Origin of the sequence: Citrobacter enshiensis (assembly GCF_029338175.1) — a bacterium.
In the GTDB taxonomy this organism is placed as follows: domain Bacteria; phylum Pseudomonadota; class Gammaproteobacteria; order Enterobacterales; family Enterobacteriaceae; genus Citrobacter_D; species Citrobacter_D enshiensis.
Genome location: NZ_CP119862.1, coordinates 1639652 through 1660869, shown reverse-complemented (window position 1 = coordinate 1660869; position 21218 = coordinate 1639652). Strand labels below are relative to the sequence as shown.

The 21218-nt window shown below is 53.1% G+C and carries 19 protein-coding genes; 11 read left to right on the top strand and 8 right to left on the bottom strand.

Translation table 11 applies throughout. The features are described 5' to 3' along the window. Nucleotides 1–11 precede the first annotated feature (11 nt). Nucleotides 12–680, bottom strand: coding sequence for a GTP cyclohydrolase I FolE (gene folE, locus P2W74_RS07960; protein ID WP_043000121.1), 669 nt, complete (start codon nt 678–680; stop codon nt 12–14). A gap of 329 nt (nt 681–1009) precedes the next feature. Between folE and fghA the strand changes: the two genes are divergently transcribed. Both fghA and P2W74_RS07950 read left to right on the top strand, forming a co-directional pair. Beyond that, the gene (gene fghA / locus P2W74_RS07955; protein WP_276294599.1) at nt 1010–1846 is read left to right on the top strand and encodes an S-formylglutathione hydrolase; all 837 of its coding nucleotides are present in this window, start codon (nt 1010–1012) and stop codon (nt 1844–1846) included. A 284-nt stretch (nt 1847–2130) separates the two neighbouring features. Next, entirely contained in the window at nt 2131–4116 is a 1986-nt protein-coding gene (locus tag P2W74_RS07950; protein ID WP_276294598.1) for a ligand-gated channel protein, read from the top strand. A 104-nt stretch (nt 4117–4220) separates the two neighbouring features. Here P2W74_RS07950 and lysP read toward each other — a convergent pair whose 3' ends face one another. Then, entirely contained in the window at nt 4221–5690 is a 1470-nt protein-coding gene (lysP, locus tag P2W74_RS07945) for a lysine-specific permease (RefSeq protein WP_276294597.1), read from the bottom strand. Between the two features lie 210 nt (nt 5691–5900). Between lysP and P2W74_RS07940 the strand changes: the two genes are divergently transcribed. Together P2W74_RS07940 and P2W74_RS07935 are read left to right on the top strand one after the other, a co-directional pair. After that, nucleotides 5901–6371: a hypothetical protein gene (locus tag P2W74_RS07940; protein ID WP_276294596.1), complete on the top strand. Its 471-nt coding sequence runs from the start codon at nt 5901–5903 to the stop codon at nt 6369–6371. Continuing rightward, entirely contained in the window at nt 6368–6856 is a 489-nt protein-coding gene (locus tag P2W74_RS07935) for a hypothetical protein (protein ID WP_276294595.1), read from the top strand. Before P2W74_RS07940 ends, P2W74_RS07935 begins: the two co-directional genes overlap by 4 nt. Here P2W74_RS07935 and yieE read toward each other — a convergent pair. Next, nucleotides 6837–7715, bottom strand: coding sequence for a DNA-binding transcriptional regulator YeiE (gene yieE, locus P2W74_RS07930; RefSeq protein WP_276294594.1), 879 nt, complete (start codon nt 7713–7715; stop codon nt 6837–6839). The genes P2W74_RS07935 and yieE overlap by 20 nt on opposite strands. 120 nt (nt 7716–7835) lie before the next feature. On the opposite strand from yieE, the gene P2W74_RS07925 reads away from it, so the two are divergent. Beyond that, nucleotides 7836–8885, top strand: a complete 1050-nt coding sequence (locus P2W74_RS07925; protein WP_276294593.1) for a YeiH family protein — start codon at nt 7836–7838, stop codon at nt 8883–8885. A gap of 79 nt (nt 8886–8964) precedes the next feature. Then, the gene (gene nfo / locus P2W74_RS07920; RefSeq protein ID WP_276294592.1) at nt 8965–9822 is read left to right on the top strand and encodes a deoxyribonuclease IV; all 858 of its coding nucleotides are present in this window, start codon (nt 8965–8967) and stop codon (nt 9820–9822) included. Between the two features lie 76 nt (nt 9823–9898). Here the strand turns inward: nfo and fruA are convergent, their stop codons facing one another. The 3 genes from fruA to fruB are packed head-to-tail and all read right to left on the bottom strand — an operon-like array spanning nt 9899 to nt 13675. Then, complete coding sequence (fruA, locus tag P2W74_RS07915) at nt 9899–11590, bottom strand: PTS fructose transporter subunit IIBC (protein WP_276294591.1); 1692 nt, start codon at nt 11588–11590, stop codon at nt 9899–9901. Between the two features lie 16 nt (nt 11591–11606). Then, nucleotides 11607–12545: a 1-phosphofructokinase gene (gene fruK / locus P2W74_RS07910; protein WP_276294590.1), complete on the bottom strand. Its 939-nt coding sequence runs from the start codon at nt 12543–12545 to the stop codon at nt 11607–11609. Further along, nucleotides 12545–13675 carry a fused PTS fructose transporter subunit IIA/HPr protein gene (fruB, locus tag P2W74_RS07905; RefSeq protein WP_276294589.1) on the bottom strand — a complete coding sequence of 377 codons (1131 nt, stop codon included), beginning with the start codon at nt 13673–13675 and terminating at the stop codon, nt 12545–12547. Before fruB ends, fruK begins: the two co-directional genes overlap by 1 nt. Before the next feature lie 369 nt (nt 13676–14044). Between fruB and setB the strand changes: the two genes are divergently transcribed. Further along, the gene (gene setB, locus P2W74_RS07900; RefSeq protein ID WP_276294588.1) at nt 14045–15226 is read left to right on the top strand and encodes a sugar efflux transporter SetB; all 1182 of its coding nucleotides are present in this window, start codon (nt 14045–14047) and stop codon (nt 15224–15226) included. On the opposite strand, the gene P2W74_RS07895 is transcribed toward setB, so the two are convergent. After that, nucleotides 15223–15477: a YkgJ family cysteine cluster protein gene (locus P2W74_RS07895; protein ID WP_203361240.1), complete on the bottom strand. Its 255-nt coding sequence runs from the start codon at nt 15475–15477 to the stop codon at nt 15223–15225. The genes setB and P2W74_RS07895 overlap by 4 nt on opposite strands. A gap of 153 nt (nt 15478–15630) precedes the next feature. On the opposite strand from P2W74_RS07895, the gene yeiP reads away from it, so the two are divergent. After that, nucleotides 15631–16203, top strand: a complete 573-nt coding sequence (gene yeiP, locus P2W74_RS07890; protein ID WP_276294587.1) for an elongation factor P-like protein YeiP — start codon at nt 15631–15633, stop codon at nt 16201–16203. 66 nt (nt 16204–16269) lie between these two features. Here yeiP and uxuA read toward each other — a convergent pair whose 3' ends face one another. After that, complete coding sequence (gene uxuA / locus P2W74_RS07885; protein WP_276294586.1) at nt 16270–17460, bottom strand: mannonate dehydratase; 1191 nt, start codon at nt 17458–17460, stop codon at nt 16270–16272. 204 nt (nt 17461–17664) lie between these two features. On the opposite strand from uxuA, the gene P2W74_RS07880 reads away from it, so the two are divergent. The 3 genes from P2W74_RS07880 to P2W74_RS07870 all read left to right on the top strand — a co-directional run bounded on the left by P2W74_RS07880 (nt 17665) and on the right by P2W74_RS07870 (nt 20985). Further along, the gene (locus tag P2W74_RS07880) at nt 17665–19131 is read left to right on the top strand and encodes a mannitol dehydrogenase family protein (RefSeq protein ID WP_276294585.1); all 1467 of its coding nucleotides are present in this window, start codon (nt 17665–17667) and stop codon (nt 19129–19131) included. Between the two features lie 119 nt (nt 19132–19250). Next, nucleotides 19251–20237, top strand: a complete 987-nt coding sequence (locus P2W74_RS07875) for a CobW family GTP-binding protein (protein ID WP_276294584.1) — start codon at nt 19251–19253, stop codon at nt 20235–20237. Nucleotides 20238–20271: 34 nt separating this feature from the next. After that, nucleotides 20272–20985 (top strand): phosphatase PAP2 family protein, encoded by a 714-nt coding sequence (locus P2W74_RS07870; protein ID WP_276295146.1) that lies wholly within the window; start codon nt 20272–20274, stop codon nt 20983–20985. Nucleotides 20986–21218 lie beyond the last annotated feature (233 nt).

The window sequence follows — 21218 nt, the reverse complement described above, 5'->3', positions numbered from 1 at the left end:
CTGGGCCTTAATCAGTTGTGGTGACGAACAGCGCGCAGGAATTCCTGGCGGGTATTCTGGCTGGATTTAAACAACCCGCCGAGCGAGGTCGTCGTCGTTGCGCTGGTCGCATCGCGAATTCCACGCGCTTTTACACAGTAATGTACCGCGTCAATCGACACCGCCACATTGTTAGTACCGAGTAATGTTTGCAGTGCCGTCAGAATTTGCTGGGTCAAACGCTCCTGAACCTGCGGGCGTTGGGCAAAAAACTGCACGATACGGTTAATTTTCGAGAGGCCAATCACCGACTCTTTCGGGATATACGCCACCGTCGCCTTCCCATCGATGGTCACGAAATGATGTTCGCAGGTACTGGTCAATGTGATATCACGCACCGTGACCATTTCATCGACCTTCATTTTATTTTCAATGACGGTGATTTTCGGGAAGTTGGCATAATCAAGGCCGGAGAAGATCTCATCGACATACATCTTGGCGATGCGGTGAGGCGTCTCCATCAGACTGTCATCGCTCAAATCAAGATTCAATAACTGCATGATCTCAGTCATGTGGCCTGAGATAAGACGTTTGCGCGTTTCGTTATCCATCTCATGCACGGGCGGGCGCAGCGGGGTTTCCAGACCACGCGCAACCAGCGCTTCATGAACCAGGGCCGCTTCTTTACTGAGTGATGACATTTCTTTTTCTCCTGCAGGTGTGGCGCCTCTGCCCTACGTGGGACAAAGTTTTTAAGCTGTATGACAGCCCAAACATTGTGCGTGAGGCCGCGCACATAATCCAGTATTCGCAGCGATAATTATTGAAATTGACGCTGCCTTTCATCACCTGGATTTCACACGCCTCCCCTGACCGACAAACCGAATGGCTCACGATGCCTGAGTGTTAATGCAAAGTTGTGTAGATGATGAAGCATGTTAGCTAAATGCGGAAGTGAAAGTTACTCACAGCACAATGAATAATCTGTATTATGGGGAGTTAACAACGCACAACACAACAGGAGCCACGCATGGAAATGCTCGAAGAGCACCGCTGTTTTGAAGGCTGGCAGCAACGCTGGCGGCATGACGCCAGCACGCTGAATTGCGCGATGACATTCAGTATTTTTCTTCCCCCTCCCCGTGATACCACGCCGCCTCCCGTGCTGTACTGGCTGTCAGGGTTGACCTGCAATGATGAAAACTTCACCACCAAAGCCGGTGCGCAACGCATCGCGGCAGAACTGGGGATTGTGCTGGTCATGCCAGACACCAGCCCGCGTGGTGAACAGGTCGCCGATGATGAACATTACGATTTAGGCAAAGGCGCCGGATTCTACCTGAATGCGACACAACAGCCCTGGGCCACGCATTTTCGCATGTATGATTATCTGCACGATGAACTTCCGGCGCTGATCCAATCGCAATTTAACGTCAGCAACCGCTGCGCTATCAGCGGACATTCGATGGGCGGGCATGGCGCGCTTATCATGGCGCTGAAGAATCCCGGTAAATACACCAGCGTTTCAGCCTTTGCGCCCATTGTGAATCCGTGTCGCGTGCCGTGGGGAGAAAAAGCCTTTACCGCGTATTTGGGTGAAGAGAGGGCGCAGTGGGCCGAGTGGGATAGCTGCGCGTTAATGTTAGCCAGCAAACCCGAACACGCCATTCCAACCCTGGTGGATCAGGGCGATAACGATCAGTTCCTCGCCGATCAGCTCCAGCCTGCGGTCCTGGCGGAAGCGGCTCGCCAGACGTCGTGGCCAATGACACTGCGCATTCAACCCGGCTACGATCATAGCTATTACTTCATTGCCTCTTTTATTGAGGATCATCTGCGGTTTCACGCGCAGCATTTGTTGAAGTAATTTTTTGGGGGGCGCCGCCCTCCTTCTCCTCCCGCATATCTTCATTTTTCCTTCACATTCCCACCATATTTACATTTACCTATCTTATTGATTTAAAACACCTCCAATCCAAATTCACACAAACACAAATGATTCCAATTATCATTTGTGTTTACAAAAAATCATTCTTTTGTACAATTCTCCCGCTTCATCAACGTAAAGAATACTTAAAAGACAAATACATACAGTCGTCGTGGCTTTACACATGACACGCAGTTTTTTATTCATTTAATGGAATGATACAAATGACCATACCTCACGTTAAGGCCGTAGCTATCGCAGTAAGCGTAGCCAGCCTCCCATCACTCACCCATGCTGCTGACCAGGACACCGTCGTTGTTACCGCTACGGGATTTGAGCAGAAGATTCAGAACGCCCCCGCCTCCATCTCTGTGATTACCAAACAGCAGATTGAGGATAAAGCCTACCGCGATGTCACCGATGCGCTAAAAGATGTCCCTGGCGTGGTAGTGACAGGCGGTGGGAGCAGTAGCGACATCAGTATTCGCGGCATGGCCTCGCAATACACGCTTTTCCTGGTCAACGGTAAGCGCATCAGTACCCGCGGCACGCGACCAAACAGCGATAACGCCGGGATTGAACAAGGCTGGCTGCCTCCACTGGAGTCTATTGAGCGGATTGAAGTGATTCGTGGACCGATGTCATCACTTTACGGTTCTGACGCGATGGGCGGCGTGATCAACGTGATCACCAAGAAAGTCTCCAATACCCAAGGCTGGACCGGTTCTCTGCACGGCGATGCCACCTTCCAGGAAAACAGTGATTCCGGCGATCTCTTCCAGACTAACGCCTATGCCTCTGGTCCGTTAATTGACGGATTGCTGGGCGCTAAAGTGACAGGGCTGCTGTCACGCCGCGCCGAGGATCAGATCGTCAATGGCTTTAATGAACAGCGCCTGCGCAACGGCGGATTGACACTTAACTTCACGCCAGATGAAAAAAACGATGTTGATTTCGACATTGCGCGCGAATTGCAGGACCGCGACAGCACGCCTGGCATGTCAATGGCGGAAGTCACCTGCCGTGGTACAACCTGTAAGACAAACACGAAAAGCGAAAACCGCTACGAGCACACCACGTACTCATTAACGCACAGCGGTTATTACGATGACTTCAACACCACCAGCTACGTTCAGCAGGAAGAGACCAATAACCCGGGTCGCGAGATGAAGTCTTACAATACGATTTTCAACAACCAGAACCAGATCTTCCTCGGCGCACATACTCTGACGCTGGGCGGGCAATATCGTTATGAAAAACTCCGCGATAACGGAAACCAGCTACAGGCGGCCGATGGTCTGAACAAACTCACTCGCTGGAGCTGGGCGCTGTTTGCTGAAGATGAGTGGGCGATCACCGACACCTTCACCCTGACCGGCGGCCTGCGAATGGATAAAGATGAGAACTACGGTGACAACTGGACGCCACGCGGCTACGGCGTCTGGCATCTGGCGGAGCAGTGGACAGTGAAAGGCGGCGTTTCTGCGGGCTACCGCGCCCCTGACCTGCGCCAGTCTTCAGCAAGTTGGGGACAGGTCACTGGCGGTGGTCGCCTGAATGGCATCATTGTGGGTAACCCGGATCTGAAACCCGAAAAAAGCCTGAGCGAAGAAATTGCCCTGCTGTGGGATAACGGCGACAACCTCAACGCTGGCGTCACCCTGTTCAACACCGATTTCAAAGACAAGATCACCGAAGTTCGCCGCTGCAACAGCAGCGCCGATCCCGCCTGTACTATCGGCGATGAAACCTACGATTTCGTCAGCGATCGTGTCAACGTTGATGAAGCAAACATGCGCGGCGTGGAATCGACGTTTGGCTGGGAGATCACCTCCGATTTGAACTGGACGGCGAACTACACCTATACCGAATCAGAGCAGAAAAGCGGCCAGTTCTCGGGCAAGCCATTGAACAAGATGCCGAAACATATGTTCAACACCACGCTGGACTGGCAGGCAACGCAGGATGTCGGTTTCTGGAGCCGCCTGAACTTCCGCGGTAAAACCTCTGAATACCTGAGCCGTACGTCGATGTCGCAAGGAACGCCTTCTTATACTCAGGTTGATGTGGGCATGCGCTACAACGCCAACAAGAATCTGCTGGTGACCGCTGGGGTATACAACGCGCTGGATAAGCAGATCGATTACGATACCTATGACACGATTCTCGATGGTCGTCGTTATACAGTCGGTTTAACGTACAACTTCTGAGTTCAGTACAGTAAAAAACCCCGGCATCTCTGCCGGGGTTTTTTCTTATTCATCGTTGTCGAAGGGCAGCGCAAACGCCTTATCCTGCCGACAACTGACTCATATTATTTCTTGAAACGGTCCGGGAATTGCATTTCGCTGTAACGAACGAAGCGCGTACCTCTGGTCAGTTTGTAGCCGAACCAGATGATCAGGAACAGCGGAATACCGATGTAGGTCGCCGCCACGCCGCCCCAGTCAATGGTGTCTTTCAGGAAGGCTTCGTAATTCTGGCCCAGAGTAATCGTCAGACACAACACGAACGCAAAGATCGGCCCCAGCGGGAAGAAACCTGAACGATACGGTAAATCCTTAATATCATGCCCCTGCATCACATAGCCACGACGGAAACGATAGTGACTAATGGCGATCCCCAGCCAGGCGATAAAGCCCGTCATCCCGGACGTGTTCAGCAGCCACAGGTAAACAGTCTGGTTGCCAAACATAGAGGTCAGGAAGCACAGACCCGCAACCACCGTTGTCGCATACAGTGCGTTACGCGGTACCCCACCACGAGAAAGCTTCGCGAAAATACGCGGCGCTTTGCCGTCACACGCCAGGGTGTAGAGCATACGGGTAGACGCATACATGCCCGAGTTACCCGCCGACAGTACCGCCGTCAGGATAACTGCGTTCATTACCGCTGCCGCAGAGAGCAGACCCGCGTGCTGGAATACCAGTGTGAACGGGCTGACGCTGATGTCTTTCACGTCGTTACGCAGCAGACTCGGGTCAGTGTACGGAATGATCAGGCTGATGATTAGGATGGCGAACACATAGAACAGCAGGATACGCCAGAACACCTGACGCACTGCGCGCGGAATGTTCTTCTCCGGATCTTCTGACTCACCCGCAGCAATACCAATCAACTCGGTACCCTGGAAAGAGAAGCCGACGATCATCGCCACACCTATCATCGCCGCAAAGCCCCCGGCAAACGGCGCATCGCCCGTCGTCCAGTTACTCCAGCCTACCGGCTCTACGCCTTTGAAGATACCGATGATCATCATCACGCCAACCACGATAAAGATAATCACGGTGGTGACTTTGATCAGCGAGAACCAATATTCCGCCTCACCAAATCCGCGCACGGAAATGTAGTTCAGCAAGAAAATGACGCACAGGAACAGCGCACTCCAGATCCAGCCTGGCGTGTCCGGGAACCACCAGCTCATCACCAGTTGCGCCGCCACAAGGTCAACCGCAATGGTTACGGCCCAGTTGTACCAATAGTTCCAGCCCAGCGCGAAGCCAAAGCCTTCTTCTACGTAGTTCTGACCGTAAGTCGAAAACGAACCGGAAACCGGCATATACGCGGCCAGTTCACCAAGACTGGTCATCAGGAAATACACCATCAGGCCAATCAAAATGTAGGAAAACAGCGCGCCGCCTGGGCCCGCCTGAGAAATCGTTGCACCGGATGCAACGAACAAACCTGTACCGATGGAACCACCAATGGCGATCATCGTCAGGTGGCGCGCCTTAAGTTCGCGACGTAACGCGGGCGCTTCTGTGGTTTTAATTTCGGAAACCATGTGAAAATGCTATCCATCCAAAAAATGAGGCGCGATTGTAGCAGACGAATGACATTCCTTCCGGCACAAATGCGCTGTTATAAGAGACCTTCATGATGAGCGGTCAGTTATAAGTAAAGCAGTAATGTCGCAGTAGCACAAAAGCGCACGCTGAGAGGCCACACCTGGACGCAAAATAGGCGGTAACACAGGGAAAGTGGGATAAAGGAAATGGCTAAAAAGCAAAAAGAGGCGTTCTTGTTGTTTACCGGGATGTCGATTTTCTGTCTCTATCTCTTTGTGTCTGGCCTCTATATCAGTGTCCAGATTGTTGAAGACTGGCGTTTGACACCCGATCACCTAACCGATACCTCCTGTTCTGCTTTCAGCGGTGTCATGTTTTTCGCGGCTTGCTTACTGCTGGGAACCTTCACCGACTGGCGTACGAAAAAAAACAGTCGGATCCATAACTGCATTTTTTATCTTTCCATTGTGTGTGTGCTGCTTTTCCCAATATGGAGTGTAGTCATCACTGGTTTGCGCTTCAGCACGACTTCCCGTTACGACGATAACCCACAACTGGGTGTTTGCGAGATGAAAAGCGCTCGCGGCCATAAGACTGATATCTATGTACCGGATACGGACTGGTGTCGCGTGAACGGCTATGAAGTCAAACGCCCTTCGCCGGAGAAAGCGCCATGAAACCCAGGGCAAAACGCATCGCGCCCGACAAGGAACATGACGTTATGGAGTACGTGACAACCATTGTTGTGATGCCCTGTCTGACGCTGTTTGCGTTGTATCTGTTGCCGGATTATTTCCCGCTACTGTTCTTAACACAGGCACCAGACTTCATTTCAGTTTCGCTGTTGAAGGCTAACTTCGTCTGCTCAATTCCCGTACTGATGGCCACGTGTTGGTTATTTAATCAACAACTCTTTTTCACGCACACTGCAACACTGGCTGAAAAAACGGCATTACGCATTATTCTTGGTCTTACACTGGCGCTGCTGCTTATCGCCAACACGCTGATTTTCACCCTGCACTTTACCCTCTTCAGCCCGCAAAATTACGTGCGCTGCTGGGAACCCATGCCGTTCGCCACCTGGCACTACGCTAAAACCGCCGATATTTGCCTGCAGCACGGGCTCTCCCCCATCCGGTTTCTTAGCTTTCCGGCTGAATGACGCAGTAGCGTAAAAAACGCTGCAGTGCATTAGACAAATGTTTCTGCCGATGATGAATCCGCCACAAGGTGCGATTCAAACCCGGTAACGGCACCGGCACTTCGACCAGTTTTCCGCTTTCCAGCTGTTCTTCAATCACCCGACGTGAAAGGCAACTGATCCCCAGCCCGTGGCGCACGGCATGCTTGATCGCTTCGGAATTGCCCAACTCCATCGCCATCTGGAATCTCGGTAAATGCGACAACAGCAAGTAATCGACAATTTCCCGCGTCCCCGAGCCACGCTCACGCAGGATCCAGGGCGCTGCCGCCAGTTGCGCCAGCGTCACCGGCCCCTGAACCAACGGAGATGTTGGCGCGGCAAATACCACCAGTTCATCCTCCAGCCACGGCTCAGAGATAATTTCCGTACTGTGGCACGGCCCCTCAATGAGACCAATGTCCACGCGAAAATCCAGTACCGCAGTGATAACGTCCTGACTGTTGCCGACGCTCAGTTCCAGCGGCAAGTCGGGGTAATCCTGCCGATAGCGGGCAATGACCGCCGGTAAAATGTAGTTGCCAATGGTGCTGCTGGCGTACACGCGAATGGCGCCATTATCTTCGCGAAACAGCTGCTCGATTTCGACGGTCTGCTCAAGCAACGCCAACGCACGGGGGTATAACAGCCGCCCGTGCTCGTTAACCACCAGCCGCTTCCCTACCCGGTCAAAGAGCTGAACGCCAAGCTGGCCTTCCAGATCGGTTAGCGCTGCGCTCACGGCAGACTGCGACAACGACAACATCACGGATGCCTGAGTTGTCGAACCGCTTTTCAGTACTTCGGTAAAGACTTCAAGTTGTCGCAGCGTGATGTGCATCGTCGTTTTCCACCCGGGCAGCGCCTGCTTACCACTTATAAAGATTAATTATAAATATATAATCAATTTTATTTTTAAACCAGTTCGCCGTACTCTTCTCTCCAACTAAAGGAGAAGGTTATGACAGAACTCACCTTACAGAATCATCGTCGTACAGTGTGGCATTTTCTTCCAGGGCTTGCCCTGAGCGCAGTGATCACTGGGGCTGCCCTGTGGGGTGGTTCCATTCCCGCCATCGGGGGGGCCGGATTCAGCGCCCTTACCCTGGCCATTTTGCTGGGAATGGTGATCGGTAATACGGTCTACCCGCAAATCTGGAAACAATGCGACGGCGGCGTGCTGTTTGCCAAACAACACTTATTGCGTCTGGGGATCATTCTTTACGGCTTTCGCCTGACCTTTTCGCAGATTGCCGATGTCGGCGTCAGCGGTATTGTGATTGACGTATTGACGCTCTCCAGCACCTTTATGCTGGCGTGTTTTCTGGGGCAAAAAGTCTTTGGATTAGATCGCCATACCAGTTGGCTGATTGGTGCCGGGAGCAGCATTTGCGGTGCTGCCGCCGTACTGGCGACCGAACCGGTCGTTAAAGCCGAAGCCAGTAAGGTAACGGTTGCCGTTGCTACCGTCGTTATCTTCGGCACGCTGGCCATCTTTCTCTATCCGGCGATGTATCCGCTGCTGGCGCACTGGTTCAGCCCGGAGACGTACGGTATCTATATTGGGTCGACCATGCATGAAGTTGCGCAGGTGGTCGCAGCAGGACACGCGATTAACCCGGATGCGGAAAACGCGGCGGTCATTGCGAAAATGCTCCGTGTGATGATGCTGGCCCCATTCCTTATTCTGCTGGCCGCCCGTGTGAAACAGTTGTCACCTGCCAGCGGTTCGGAAAAAAGCAAAATCACCATTCCGTGGTTTGCCGTGTTGTTCATTGTGGTTGCCATCTTTAACTCATTCCACCTGTTACCGCAGGCGGTAGTGAGCATGCTGGTGACGCTGGATACCATACTGCTGGCGATGGCGATGGCGGCACTGGGTCTGACCACCCACGTCAGCGCGTTGAAGAAAGCAGGCGCGAAACCGTTACTGATGGCGCTGGTGCTTTTCATCTGGTTAATCGTCGGCGGTGGCATGATAAACGTCGTGATTCATAGCCTGATGGCATAAACCACTACATCCTGACCCTGTTAACCCGCTATTATTGGGAAATGTTTTTTCTCCCATGTGGGGTTAACAGGAGTCTTTCATGAAGTATATTGGAGCGCACGTCAGCGCTGCTGGCGGTCTGGCAAATGCCGCGATTCGCGCCGCTGAAATCGAGGCGACGGCATTTGCGCTTTTCACAAAAAATCAGCGTCAATGGCGCGCGGCACCGCTCAGTACCGAAACCATTGATGACTTTAAAGCCGCCTGCGAGAAATACCACTTTTCCTCTGCGCAAATCCTCCCGCACGACAGCTATCTGATCAACCTCGGCCACCCGGTCAGCGAAGCGCTGGAAAAATCACGCGATGCTTTTCTTGATGAAATGCAACGTTGCGAACTGCTCGGACTCTCGCTGCTGAACTTCCACCCAGGCAGCCACCTGATGCAGATCCCGGAAGAGGAGTGTCTGGCGCGCATTGCGGAATCCATCAATATCGCCCTTTCGCAAACCGAAGGCGTCACCGCGGTGATTGAGAATACGGCAGGCCAGGGCAGTAATCTTGGCTTTAAGTTTGAACATCTTGCCGCCATCATTGATGGCGTGGAAGATAAGTCGCGCGTTGGCGTTTGTATTGATACCTGCCACGCTTTCGCCGCAGGCTACGATCTGCGTAGCGCCGCCGAGTGCGAAAAGACGTTTGCCGAGTTTGAACGCATTGTCGGGTTTAAATACCTGCGCGGAATGCATCTGAATGACGCCAAAAGCACCTTCGGTAGCCGCGTCGACCGCCACCACAGTTTAGGTGAAGGCAACATTGGTCACGATGCGTTCCGTTGGATCATGCAGGACAATCGTTTTGATGGTATTCCACTGGTTCTCGAAACCATCAATCCCGATATCTGGGCGGAAGAGATTGCCTGGCTGAGGGCACAACAGACTGAAAAGGCGGTTGCGTAGTCATCATCAGGTGATAAATCACAAAAAAGGGCAGAGAAATCTCTGCCCTTTTTATGCGAGTGTTATGCGAAGGAAATCAGGCGGCTTTTGCGACAGCCTCTGTTTCCGGGCGCTTCAGGAAAGCATATCCCAGACCTGCCACCAGCGTACCGGCAACGATAGCCATCAGGTATCCCAGCACCGGCGTAATCGCCCCAGGAATCAGCAGAACAAACAGGCCGCCGTGCGGTGCCATCAGTTTCGCGCCTACCGCCATAGAGATAGCACCAGTCAATGCACCGCCGACGATACAGCATGGCAGAACACGCATCGGATCGCGGGCGGCGAAGGGAATCGCACCTTCAGTGATGAAGCACAGCCCCAACACTAACGCGGCTTTTCCCCCTTCACGCTGCGCCATATCGAACTTACTCCGCGCAACCAGCGTCGCCAGTCCCAACGCCAGCGGTGGAACCATCCCTGCCGCCATAATCGCCGCCATCGGCGCATAGGTTTGCGTACTGAGCAGGCCAACGCCAAACGCATAGGCCGCCTTATTGACCGGACCGCCCATATCGGTACACATCATGCCACCCAGGATAGCACCCAGCAGCACCGCGTTCGCCGTCCCCATCGTTTGCAGCCAGTGTGTTAACCCTTCCAGAATACCGGCAACGGGTTTACCGATGAGGTAAATCATCGCCAGACCGACCACCAGACTGGAAACTAATGGAATGATCAGGATAGGTTTCAGCGCTTCCATGCTCTGCGGAAGTTTCAACCTGGTGCTAATCAACTTCGCAATATAACCTGCCAGGAAGCCAGCAATGATCCCGCCAATAAAGCCGGAACCGGTGCTCACTGCCAGCATACCGCCGATAAGGCCTGGCGTCAGACCCGGGCGATCCGCAATTGAGAAGGCGATGTACCCGGCGAGAACCGGCACCATCAGCGCGAAGGCCGAACCGCCGCCAATCTGCATCAGCGCCGCCGCCAGCGTCCCCTGTTCTTTAAATGCCTCGATGCCAAATGCGAAGGACAACGCAATGCACAATCCCCCCGCAACAACCATCGGTAGCATATAAGACACGCCAGTCAGCAGGTGACGATACGCCCCCGCTCCCTCTTTCTTGCCTTCCGTTCCTGCCGCCTGAGTGTTGCCTGCGGGCTGATACGGCACGGCCTCAACGACCGCTTTATCCAGTTCCTGCACTGTTTTTTTCAGCGCCAGACCGGTCGACGTACGGTACATCGGTTTTCCCGCAAACTTGGCAAGGTCAACTTCAATATCCGCCGCCACGATCACCAGATCCGCTTGCGCCACCTCTTCCGGGGTGATCGCATTGCCAGCGCCAACAGAACCACGGGTTTCAACTTTCACCCACCATCCACGTTTTTTCGCTTCGGTTTCAATGGCTTCTGCCGCCATAAACGTATGGGCGACGCCTGTTGGGCACGCAGTCACCGCCACAACCCGTTTCGGACCGCTGGCAGCAACCGCAGGAGCCGCCGCTACCGGCGCGCTGTACGGTTTAGCATGACCTTTTGCTTCGCTCAAAAACAGTTCCGGATGGGCGACAGCGCGTGCGATATCACCCAGCCAGACTTTTTTACCGTTCAGCGCACTGTCATTTGGAACGGTTGCTCCTAAGACGATCGCCAGTTCGGCATCATTCGGATTGTCGATAATTTCCAGTTTTGCTTTACGCGCCGCCGCTCCGAGCAGGGTTTTCGCCATATAAGCGCGAGCCTGGCCAAGATTAGCGTCAATAATCAGCAGCGTTTTCATTATGCCTCTCCTGCCGTCAGTTAAACGGTTGTAAGTCGACCCTCGCCATCATTGCGGCCAACTGAGGACGATCGGTGATGCCCACATTGCTTTGGCTTACGGCCAGTGCTGCAACCGCTGTCGCCAGACGCAACGTATGTTCACTGGACTCGCGCATCAGCAGGCCATAAATCAGACCACCAACCATCGAATCCCCCGCGCCAACGGTACTCACCACCTCAACAGACGGCGGTTTGGCGATCCACTCACCTGACGCATTTACCCACAACGCCCCTTCTGCCCCCAGCGAAATCACCACGTGGGCGATCCCCTGTTCGCGCAGGGCGTGTGCGGCCTCGATAACATCTTTCATTTCTGGCAGCTTACGGCCAGCCCAAATCTCCAGCTCACGGCGGTTAGGTTTTACCAACCAGGGTGCCGCTTTCAGCCCGGCGACTAATGCTTCACGACTACTATCAAAGATAATGCATGGACACTGACTACGCAGGCGAGTCATCCAGTCAGTGAATGCCTCAGGGCTGACGCCGGATGGCAGGCTGCCGCTGACGCAAACCATGTCGAACTGACCCAACCAGCTTAGCGAATCATTAACGAAACGTTCCCAGTCCGTTGGTGTCACTTCAAAACCGGAGAAGTTGAAATCGGTCACTTCACCGTCTTTCTCGGTCAACTTGACGTTAATGCGGGTTCGGCCCTGCACCACCTGGAAACGGTTGGCAATTCCCAGTTCGCTGAACAATTGCTGAAAGCCGTCCTGGTTATCTTTGCCGAGGAAACCGCCGACCGTGACATCGATACCTAAATCCTTCAATACCTTGGCGACATTGATGCCTTTACCTGCCGCATGCAGGCCAGTGGTCTTCACAAGGTTCACTTCGCCCCGCTCAATTTCCGGGCAAAAACCCACCAGGTCATACGCCGGATTCAGGGTGATGGTAGCAACACGTCTGCTCATTATGCGCCCTCCCCAAGACCTGCCGCGATGGCATCGCCAATCGCTTTCAGCGCCTGTTCAGCATCAGCCCCCTGGGCGGTAAAACGCAGGCGGTGGCCTTTTTTCACACCTAACGCAACCACTTTCATCAAACTGCGTCCATTCGCCGGTTTTCCGGTTCCATCAAGATTTGTCACGGTAATTTCACTGTTAAATTGTTTAATGGTATTGACTAACAGGGTGCCAGGGCGGGCATGTAAGCCGTGCTCATTGCGCACGACAAACTCCGCGTTCAGCACATCATCAGTCAATGCTTCATCGCTGGTCAGCAGCGCCAGCATTGTTGCGGCGTCCGCTTTCAGCAATCGGTCAGCTTTGTTGTCCAGCAACAGATCGCCAAGGCGCTTAAGAACCGCGACAGGCTGATCGTCGTTCATCGCGACAGTCACCAGCATGGCAGCCGATTCGCCCTGCACGTCAAATTCGCGGGTGGCACGGCTGATGGCGATAGCGCTACGCACATTGCCTGTCGCGCTGTCATTCAGCCAGATCCCCTGACCCAGGTTCATGGGGTGCTCGTTGATCGTGTTCGCGACAAATGCCGCGTCCACTGCCCCTGCTTCTTTCAGACGCGCCGCATTGAGCGCCTGCAGCGTCAGCAGATCGCGGGCCTCGACGTCCAGCATCAGGGTTTCGTTATCAAGCTTCAGCTGTTCACTCTGCTTTTCTCCCATCAGCAATGCGCGCAGCTCGTCAGCCGTCGTGGCTGATTTCAGCTGTTCAGCCACGGAATCATCACTTAGCACGTGCGTCAGTTGGCGCAGTAACCCGAGATGTTCATCGGAGCTGGCGGCAATGCCAATCGCCACATAAGCGACCTGCCCTTCTCCCCAGGTCACGCCCTGCGGAAACTGAAACACCTGAACACCGGTTTTCAACACCTGATCGCGTGTATCCGTGGTGCCGTGCGGAATGGCGATCCCATTACCGAGGAAGGTGGATGTCTGTTGCTCACGCGCCAGCATGCCAGCAACGTAACCCTCCGCCACATTGCCCGCCTGCACTAATGCGGCAGCAACCTGACGAATGGCCTCTTCTTTGTTTCCGGCCTGCTCGCCCGGATGAATATCCTGAACAGATAACTGGAACATAGTTCTCCTCTCCTGCTGAATTGAAACGATTCAGCCATTATGAGAAAAAAGACGCTGATCTGGTTTATCACGAATAACAAGACAGCGCTGAAACGTTTCAATTAGTCTTGCTCTTTCTGCTTCAGCACGCAAGTAAAGTTACGCTTTTGATGATGAAAGTTAGATATAAACCACATTTCTTTATCCTTGTTACACGCATTGCTGACGCAAAGCCTCGCAGCAACGGCACAATTTCAGCAACGTCAGCACCAGGCATAAAAAGAGTGAAATGCCATTTTGATTTTTCGTGGCGATTTTGATTTAGGTATCTGTTTATTTTTTAACGAGCAGCGTAAACTCCGCGTCTCTTCACATTATTGATATAAAAACATGCATAACACCCCCGTTGCCGCCACACCAAAAACGTTTGATCTGACGTCGTGGGCGTTTCTGTTCGTCGCTTTTCTCACCGGTATTGCCGGTGCGTTACAGACGCCGACGCTCAGCCTCTTTCTGACTGAAGAAGTTCATGCCCGTCCGGCAATGGTTGGTTTCTTTTTTACCGGGAGTGCGGTGATCGGCATTCTGGTCAGTCAGTTTCTGGCGGGGCGTTCGGATAAGAAAGGCGATCGCAAAAGTCTGATCGTTTTTTGCTGCGCACTGGGGATGCTGGCTTGTGTGTTGTTCGCCTGGAACCGCAACTACTTTATTCTGCTGTTTGTCGGCGTTTTCCTCAGCAGTTTTGGTTCGACCGCCAACCCGCAAATGTTCGCTCTCGCCCGTGAACATGCCGACAGGACCGGCCGTGAAGCCGTGATGTTCAGCTCCATATTACGCGCGCAGGTGTCGCTGGCATGGGTGATAGGTCCGCCGCTGGCCTATGCGCTGGCGATGGGATTTAGCTTCACTGTCATGTACCTGAGCGCGGCGGTAGCGTTTATTGTCTGCGGCGTGATGGTATGGCTGTTTTTACCTTCCATGCCCAAAGAGGCGCCCCTGACGACCGGCACCCTGCAAGCCCCCCGCCGTAATCGTCGCGATACGTTGCTGCTCTTTATTATTTGCACATTAATGTGGGGCACCAACAGTCTCTATATCATTAATATGCCGCTGTTTATCATCAACGAATTGCATCTGCCTGAGAAGCTGGCAGGCATCATGATGGGCACGGCGGCGGGGTTAGAAATCCCGACGATGCTGATTGCGGGATATTTCGCGAAACGACTGGGTAAACGTCTGCTGATGCGCATTGCTATCGTTGCCGGGTTCTGCTTTTACGCGGGGATGTTGCTGGCGCACTCCCCTGCGGTGTTGCTCGGCTTGCAATTGCTGAACGCCATTTACATCGGGATACTGGGTGGGATCGGCATGCTCTATTTTCAGGATTTAATGCCGGGACAGGCAGGATCAGCCACCACGCTCTACACCAATACGATTCGTGTCGGCTGGATTATTGCCGGTTCTCTGGCGGGCATTGCGGCAGAACTCTGGAGTTTTCATTCCGTATTTTGGTTCGCCCTGGTGATGATCGTCGGCACAATGGGCTGCCTGATGCGCATTAAAGATGTTTAAGGCGCCGTAAGCGCTTCCAGCGTGATCAGAAACGTCATCGCCTGCTGCGCTGACTGCCCGCACATTTCTGCACTGGGTTGTAATCCCGCGCAGACTTTGGGGCGCAGCGGAGAAGCAAAAATCTTACAGCGCAGACGGTCGTCAAGCTGAATACAGGGAGTGTTCGCTGGCTTGCCGTCTGGCATGCCTGGGATGGGGCTGGAAATCGAAGGGGCCGTGCAACAGGCTCCGCAATCCGGACGGCATTCCATACTGTTTTCTCTTTTATTGACCACCGGATCGAAGGCAGCGAACAGTATCACCTTTTTTGCACCAGCAAAAGTGTGAATTCCGCTTGCCTGAATGACCGGGCGCGAGTAGTTTGACGCGATATTTTTGACATTCTTTACAACAGGATTTTTTCGATGCCAAGAGCGAACGAAATTAAAAAAGGTATGGTACTGAATTACAATGGCAAGCTGCTGATTGTAAAAGATATTGATATTCAGTCCCCTTCCGCCCGCGGTGCTGCAACACTGTACAAGATGCGTTTTTCCGATGTGCGTACTGGCTTGAAAGTCGAAGAACGTTTCAAGGGCGACGACATCGTGGATACCGTGACCCTGAGCCGTCGCGGCGTTGATTTCTCCTACGTCGATGGCAACGAATACGTGTTTATGGATAAAGAAGACTATACCCCGTATACCTTCACCAAAGATCAGATTGAAGAAGAACTGCTGTTCGTCCCGGAAGGCGGCATGCCTGATATGCAGGTTCTGACCTGGGATGGACAACTGCTGGCGCTTGAACTGCCGCAGACGGTTGATCTGGAAATTGTTGAAACATCACCTGGCATTAAAGGCGCTTCAGCAAGTGCCCGCAACAAGCCGGCGACGCTGAGCACGGGTCTGGTGATTCTGGTTCCTGAATACCTGAGCGCCGGAGAAAAAATCCGCATCCATATTGAAGAACGCCGCTATATGGGCCGTGCTGACTGAGTCAGCAGCACCATAAATGCAAAAAAGGGACGGCGCATTCAGCACCGTCCCTTTTTTATTGTTGATTTACAGCAGATCGCGGAACTGCGTTTGTTTCAACGCCAGCTCAACCCCACGAACCTCAGCCAGCCCTTTCAGACGGCCAATCGCGGAGTAACCCGGGTTGGTTTTCTTGTGCAGATCGTCAAGCATCTGATGGCCATGATCCGGGCGCATCGGAATGGGACGCAAATCGCCTGCCTTCTTACGACGCTGTTCTTCCGTCAGAATCGCCGTGACCACTGCCACCATATCGACGTCACCCTGCAGGTGCGCACCTTCATGGAAGGTTTTCGGATTATCTTCGCGGCACGTGGAACGCAGGTGGGTAAAATGAATACGATCGCCGAAGGTTTCAATCATTTTCACCAGATCGTTGTCAGCACGCACACCGTAAGAACCGGTACACATCGTAAAGCCGTTGTGAATGCTGTCGACGGTCTCTTTCAACCACTGCATGTCCTCAATGGTAGAGACAATACGCGGCAGACCGAGGATTGGGCGCGGCGGATCGTCCGGATGCACAGCCAGGCGCACACCCGCCTCTTCCGCAACCGGTACGATTGCGCGCAGGAATACCGCCATATTGTCACGCAGATCGTCTTTGCTGATGCCATCATATTCCGCCAGGCGCGCACGGAACTGGTCCAGCGTGTAGCCTTCCTCAGCACCCGGTAAACCGGCGATAATATTACGCGTCAGCTTCTCAATATCTGCCGCCGTCATGGCGTTGAAGTACGCCAGCGCCTGGCGCTGCTCTTCGTCTGAGTAATCGGCCTGCGCGCCTTCACGTTTCAGAATGTGCAGTTCAAACGCGGCAAAGGCAATCTGGTCGAAGCGCAACGCTTTAGAGCCGTCCGGCAGCTGATACTCAAGGTCGGTACGCGTCCAGTCGAGGATCGGCATGAAGTTGTAGCACACGGTATCAATCCCGCACGTCGCCAGGTTACGGATACTCTGCTGATAGTTTGCAATCCACGTCTGGTACTGCCCGGAGTGGGTTTTGATGTCTTCGTGTACCGGAATGCTTTCCACCACTGACCAGGTCAACCCTTTTTCCGCCAGAATCGCCTGACGCTTTTGAATTTCTTCGACTGGCCACACTTCACCATTCGGAATGTGGTGCAATGCGGTCACAACGCCCGTTGCGCCAGCCTGACGCACATCATCAAGTGATACCGGATCGTTAGGTCCGTACCAACGCCAGGTTTGTTCCATTGCTTCACCTCACAAGTTGTTATACCAAATTAATTTATCTGCATGACGACTACCATACATGCATCTCGCCAATGATCAATACAGCACCCATGTTTGATTGATCCAGCTCACATTCCCCGGATAAATACGGCATACCAATTTAACTTGCTGTCATATAACTTTACACTGATGTTGTTAATTTATGGTTAATCAGGTGTGCGCTTAATGACTACTATTGCTTCCGTTCGACTTCCGGAAAATGTGCTGTTGCCGCAATACGATCGCCAGCAGTTGCAGACGCGGATCGTCCATTTTGGCTTTGGCGCTTTTCACCGTGCCCATCAGGCGTTACTGACGGACAGGGTTCTGAATTCACATGGCGGAGACTGGGGAATCTGTGAGATCAGCCTGTTTAGCGGCGATCAATTGATGAGCGACCTGCGCGCGCAAGATCACCTCTATACCGTGCTGGAGAAAGGCGCACACGGCAACCAGGCCATTATTATCGGCGCCGTTAATGAGTGTTTGAACGCAAAGCTGGATTCACTCGCCACGATTATCGAAAAATTTTGTGAACCCCAGGTGGCGATTGTTTCGCTGACGATCACCGAAAAAGGCTACTGCATCGATCCGGCGACCGGTTCACTTGACGAAAAAAACACCCGTATCCTCCACGATTTGCAGAACCCGTCGGAACCCCACTCGGCACCGGGTATTCTCGTTGAGTCCCTGCATCGCAGACGTGAGCGCGGGTTGAAACCCTTTACCGTGCTTTCGTGCGATAACATCCCGGAAAACGGCCATGTAGTAAAAAACGCCGTGCTGGGCATGGCGGCAAAACGTTCTGCAGAACTGGCAAAATGGATTGCGGAACAGGTCAGTTTTCCCGGTACGATGGTGGACAGAATTGTTCCTGCCGCCACACCCGAATCTCTGGCAGAAATTACCCGCGAACTGGGCGTACCGGATCCCTGCGCAATCAGTTGTGAGCCCTTCATTCAGTGGGTAATCGAAGACAACTTTGTCGCTGGTCGCCCGCAGTGGGAAGCCGCGGGCGTGCAGATGGTGGCGGATGTTCTGGCGTGGGAACAGATGAAATTACGCATGCTCAATGGCAGCCACTCGTTTCTGGCCTATCTCGGTTATCTGGCGGGGTTCTGGCATATCAGCGACTGCATGCAGGACAGCGCATTTCGCGAGGCGGCATACCGTTTGATGATGCAGGAGCAGGCGCCGACATTGCGTATCACGAATGTTGATCTTGCGCAGTATGCCGACAGCCTGCTCGAACGCTTTGCTAACCCGGCGCTGAAACACCAAACCTGGCAGATTGCGATGGACGGTAGCCAAAAGTTGCCTCAGCGTATGCTGGAAGGTATTCGCGTGCATCTGGCGCGTCAAACTGACTGGCCGTTATTGGCGCTGGGCATCGCTGGCTGGATGCGTTATGTCAGCGGGGTGGATGATGCAGGCGCGCCAATTGATGTTCGCGACCCGATGAGCGAAAAGATCCGCGCCATTGTTGAAAACAGTCACGAGACGCAAAGAGTGGCCGCTTTGCTTTCATTGCGCGAAATTTTCGCAGCCGACCTCGTGCAGAATCCGCAATTTGTGCAGGCGATTGAACACGCCTGGCAACGTATCGCGCAACAAGGGGCGCATCAGGCCATCATCGACACGTTAAAAATTTAACAATTTCTGCCATTAATGCGGGTGATGAGTTTCTTCATCCGCTCTCCCCTTCTCTTTTTCTTTTTTTTTCGCCAGGATGACGGGAAACCGTTATGGTATCGAATCATTCTGGAGCAGATGTGACCAAAACCAACCTCATTACCGGTTTTCTCGGTAGCGGAAAAACCACTTCCATACTTCATCTATTAGCGAATAAAGACCCGGCGGAAAAATGGGCGGTGCTGGTCAATGAGTTTGGCGAAGTAGGCATTGATGGTGCCCTGCTCGCCGACAGCGGCGCGCTGTTGAAAGAGATCCCAGGGGGTTGTATGTGTTGCGTTAACGGTCTGCCAATGCAGGTCGGGCTGAATACCCTTCTGCGTCAGGGTAAACCCGATCGATTGCTGATTGAACCCACAGGGCTTGGACATCCCAAACAGATTCTGGATTTGCTCACCGCCCCCGTCTATGAACCGTGGATCGATCTTCGCGCCACGCTTTGCGTCCTTGATCCACGCCTTTTATTGGATGAAAAAAGCGTGACCAACGAGAACTTCCGCGATCAGCTGGCGGCAGCCGATATCATTGTGGCGAACAAGTCCGATCGCGCCACGCCCGAAAGCCAGGCTGCGCTGCACGCCTGGTGGCAACAGTATGGCGGTCATCGTCAGTTGATTCATACCGAACAGGGGAAAATAGAGGGCCATTGGCTGGACTTACCCCGGCTAAACCGTGCAGAACTGCCCTCCAGCGCCGCACACGCTCACCAGCATGCTGACAAAAAAGGGCTTGCGGCCCTGAGTTTACCGGCGCAACAGCGCTGGCGTCGTAGCCTGAACAGCGGTCAGGGCTACCAGGCCTGCGGCTGGATTTTCGATGCGGATACCGTATTCGACACCATCGGCCTGCTGGAATGGGCTCGCCTTGCACCTGTTGCGCGAGTCAAAGGTGTGATGCGTATAAAAGAAGGATTGGTGCGCATTAACCGCCAGGGGGATGACCTGCACATTGAGACGCAAAATGTCGCGCCGCCAGACAGCCGAATCGAGCTTATCACCAACGCGGATGCCGACTGGAATGCGCTGCAGACGGCATTGTTGAAGCTTCGTTTAGCTGAAAACGCGTAAGGTTGCCTCCGATTTTTTGAACGGCGAAGCGATGATGAAAACCCGGTATCCCCTCATACTCCTGCTGAATCTCGCTGGACTGGCGCTGTTTTTGTCATGGTATATGCCTGCAAATCACGGCATCTGGTCCTCTCTCGACGCCGAGGTCTTTCGTTTTTTCAACCAGAAACTGGTTGAAAATCGCGCATTCCTGTGGGCGGTCGCCATCACCAATAATCGGGCGTTTGACGGCTGTTCGCTGCTGGCGATGGGGTGTCTGATGTTGCGCTTTTGGCTAAAAGAGACGCCCGCGGGCCGTCGGCATATCGTCATTATGGGCCTGGTCATGCTGTTGACCGCCGTCGTGCTGAATCAGCTTGGCCAGGCGCTTATTCCGGTTAAACGCGCCAGTCCGACGCTCACATTTGATAATATCTCTCGCGTGAGCGAACTGTTGCATATTCCCACTAAGGATGCCTCCAGAGACAGTTTTCCCGGCGATCATGGAATGATGCTGCTTATTTTTTCTGCATTCATGCTGCGATATTTCGGAAAAACCGCAGGCATTACCGCCCTTATTATATTTGTGGTTTTTGCATTTCCCCGAGTGATGATTGGTGCCCACTGGCTGACAGATATCGTCGTGGGTTCGCTGACCGTGGTGCTGATTGGTTTGCCGTGGTGGTTAATGACGCCATTAAGCGATCGCGTTATTTACTTATTTGATCACTACCTCCCAGGCAAAAACAAACAAATTTTAAACAAATAGCCCACAGCAATTAACATTGTCATCAGGGATTGTGCTTATCTCCTGATGGTGAATCTGGATAATTCATCACTGAAACTATCATTCAACGGGTCATCATATTTGCGTTGAAAATTAATTAGTTGGCTATTTTTCAACCCAATTGTACTTTATTTGACCAATGCCGATATTTCACTTTCTCTATCACTTTTTCTTATAAAAAATCACGTAAAATCGCTCGCAATAGCAGGAGTGAT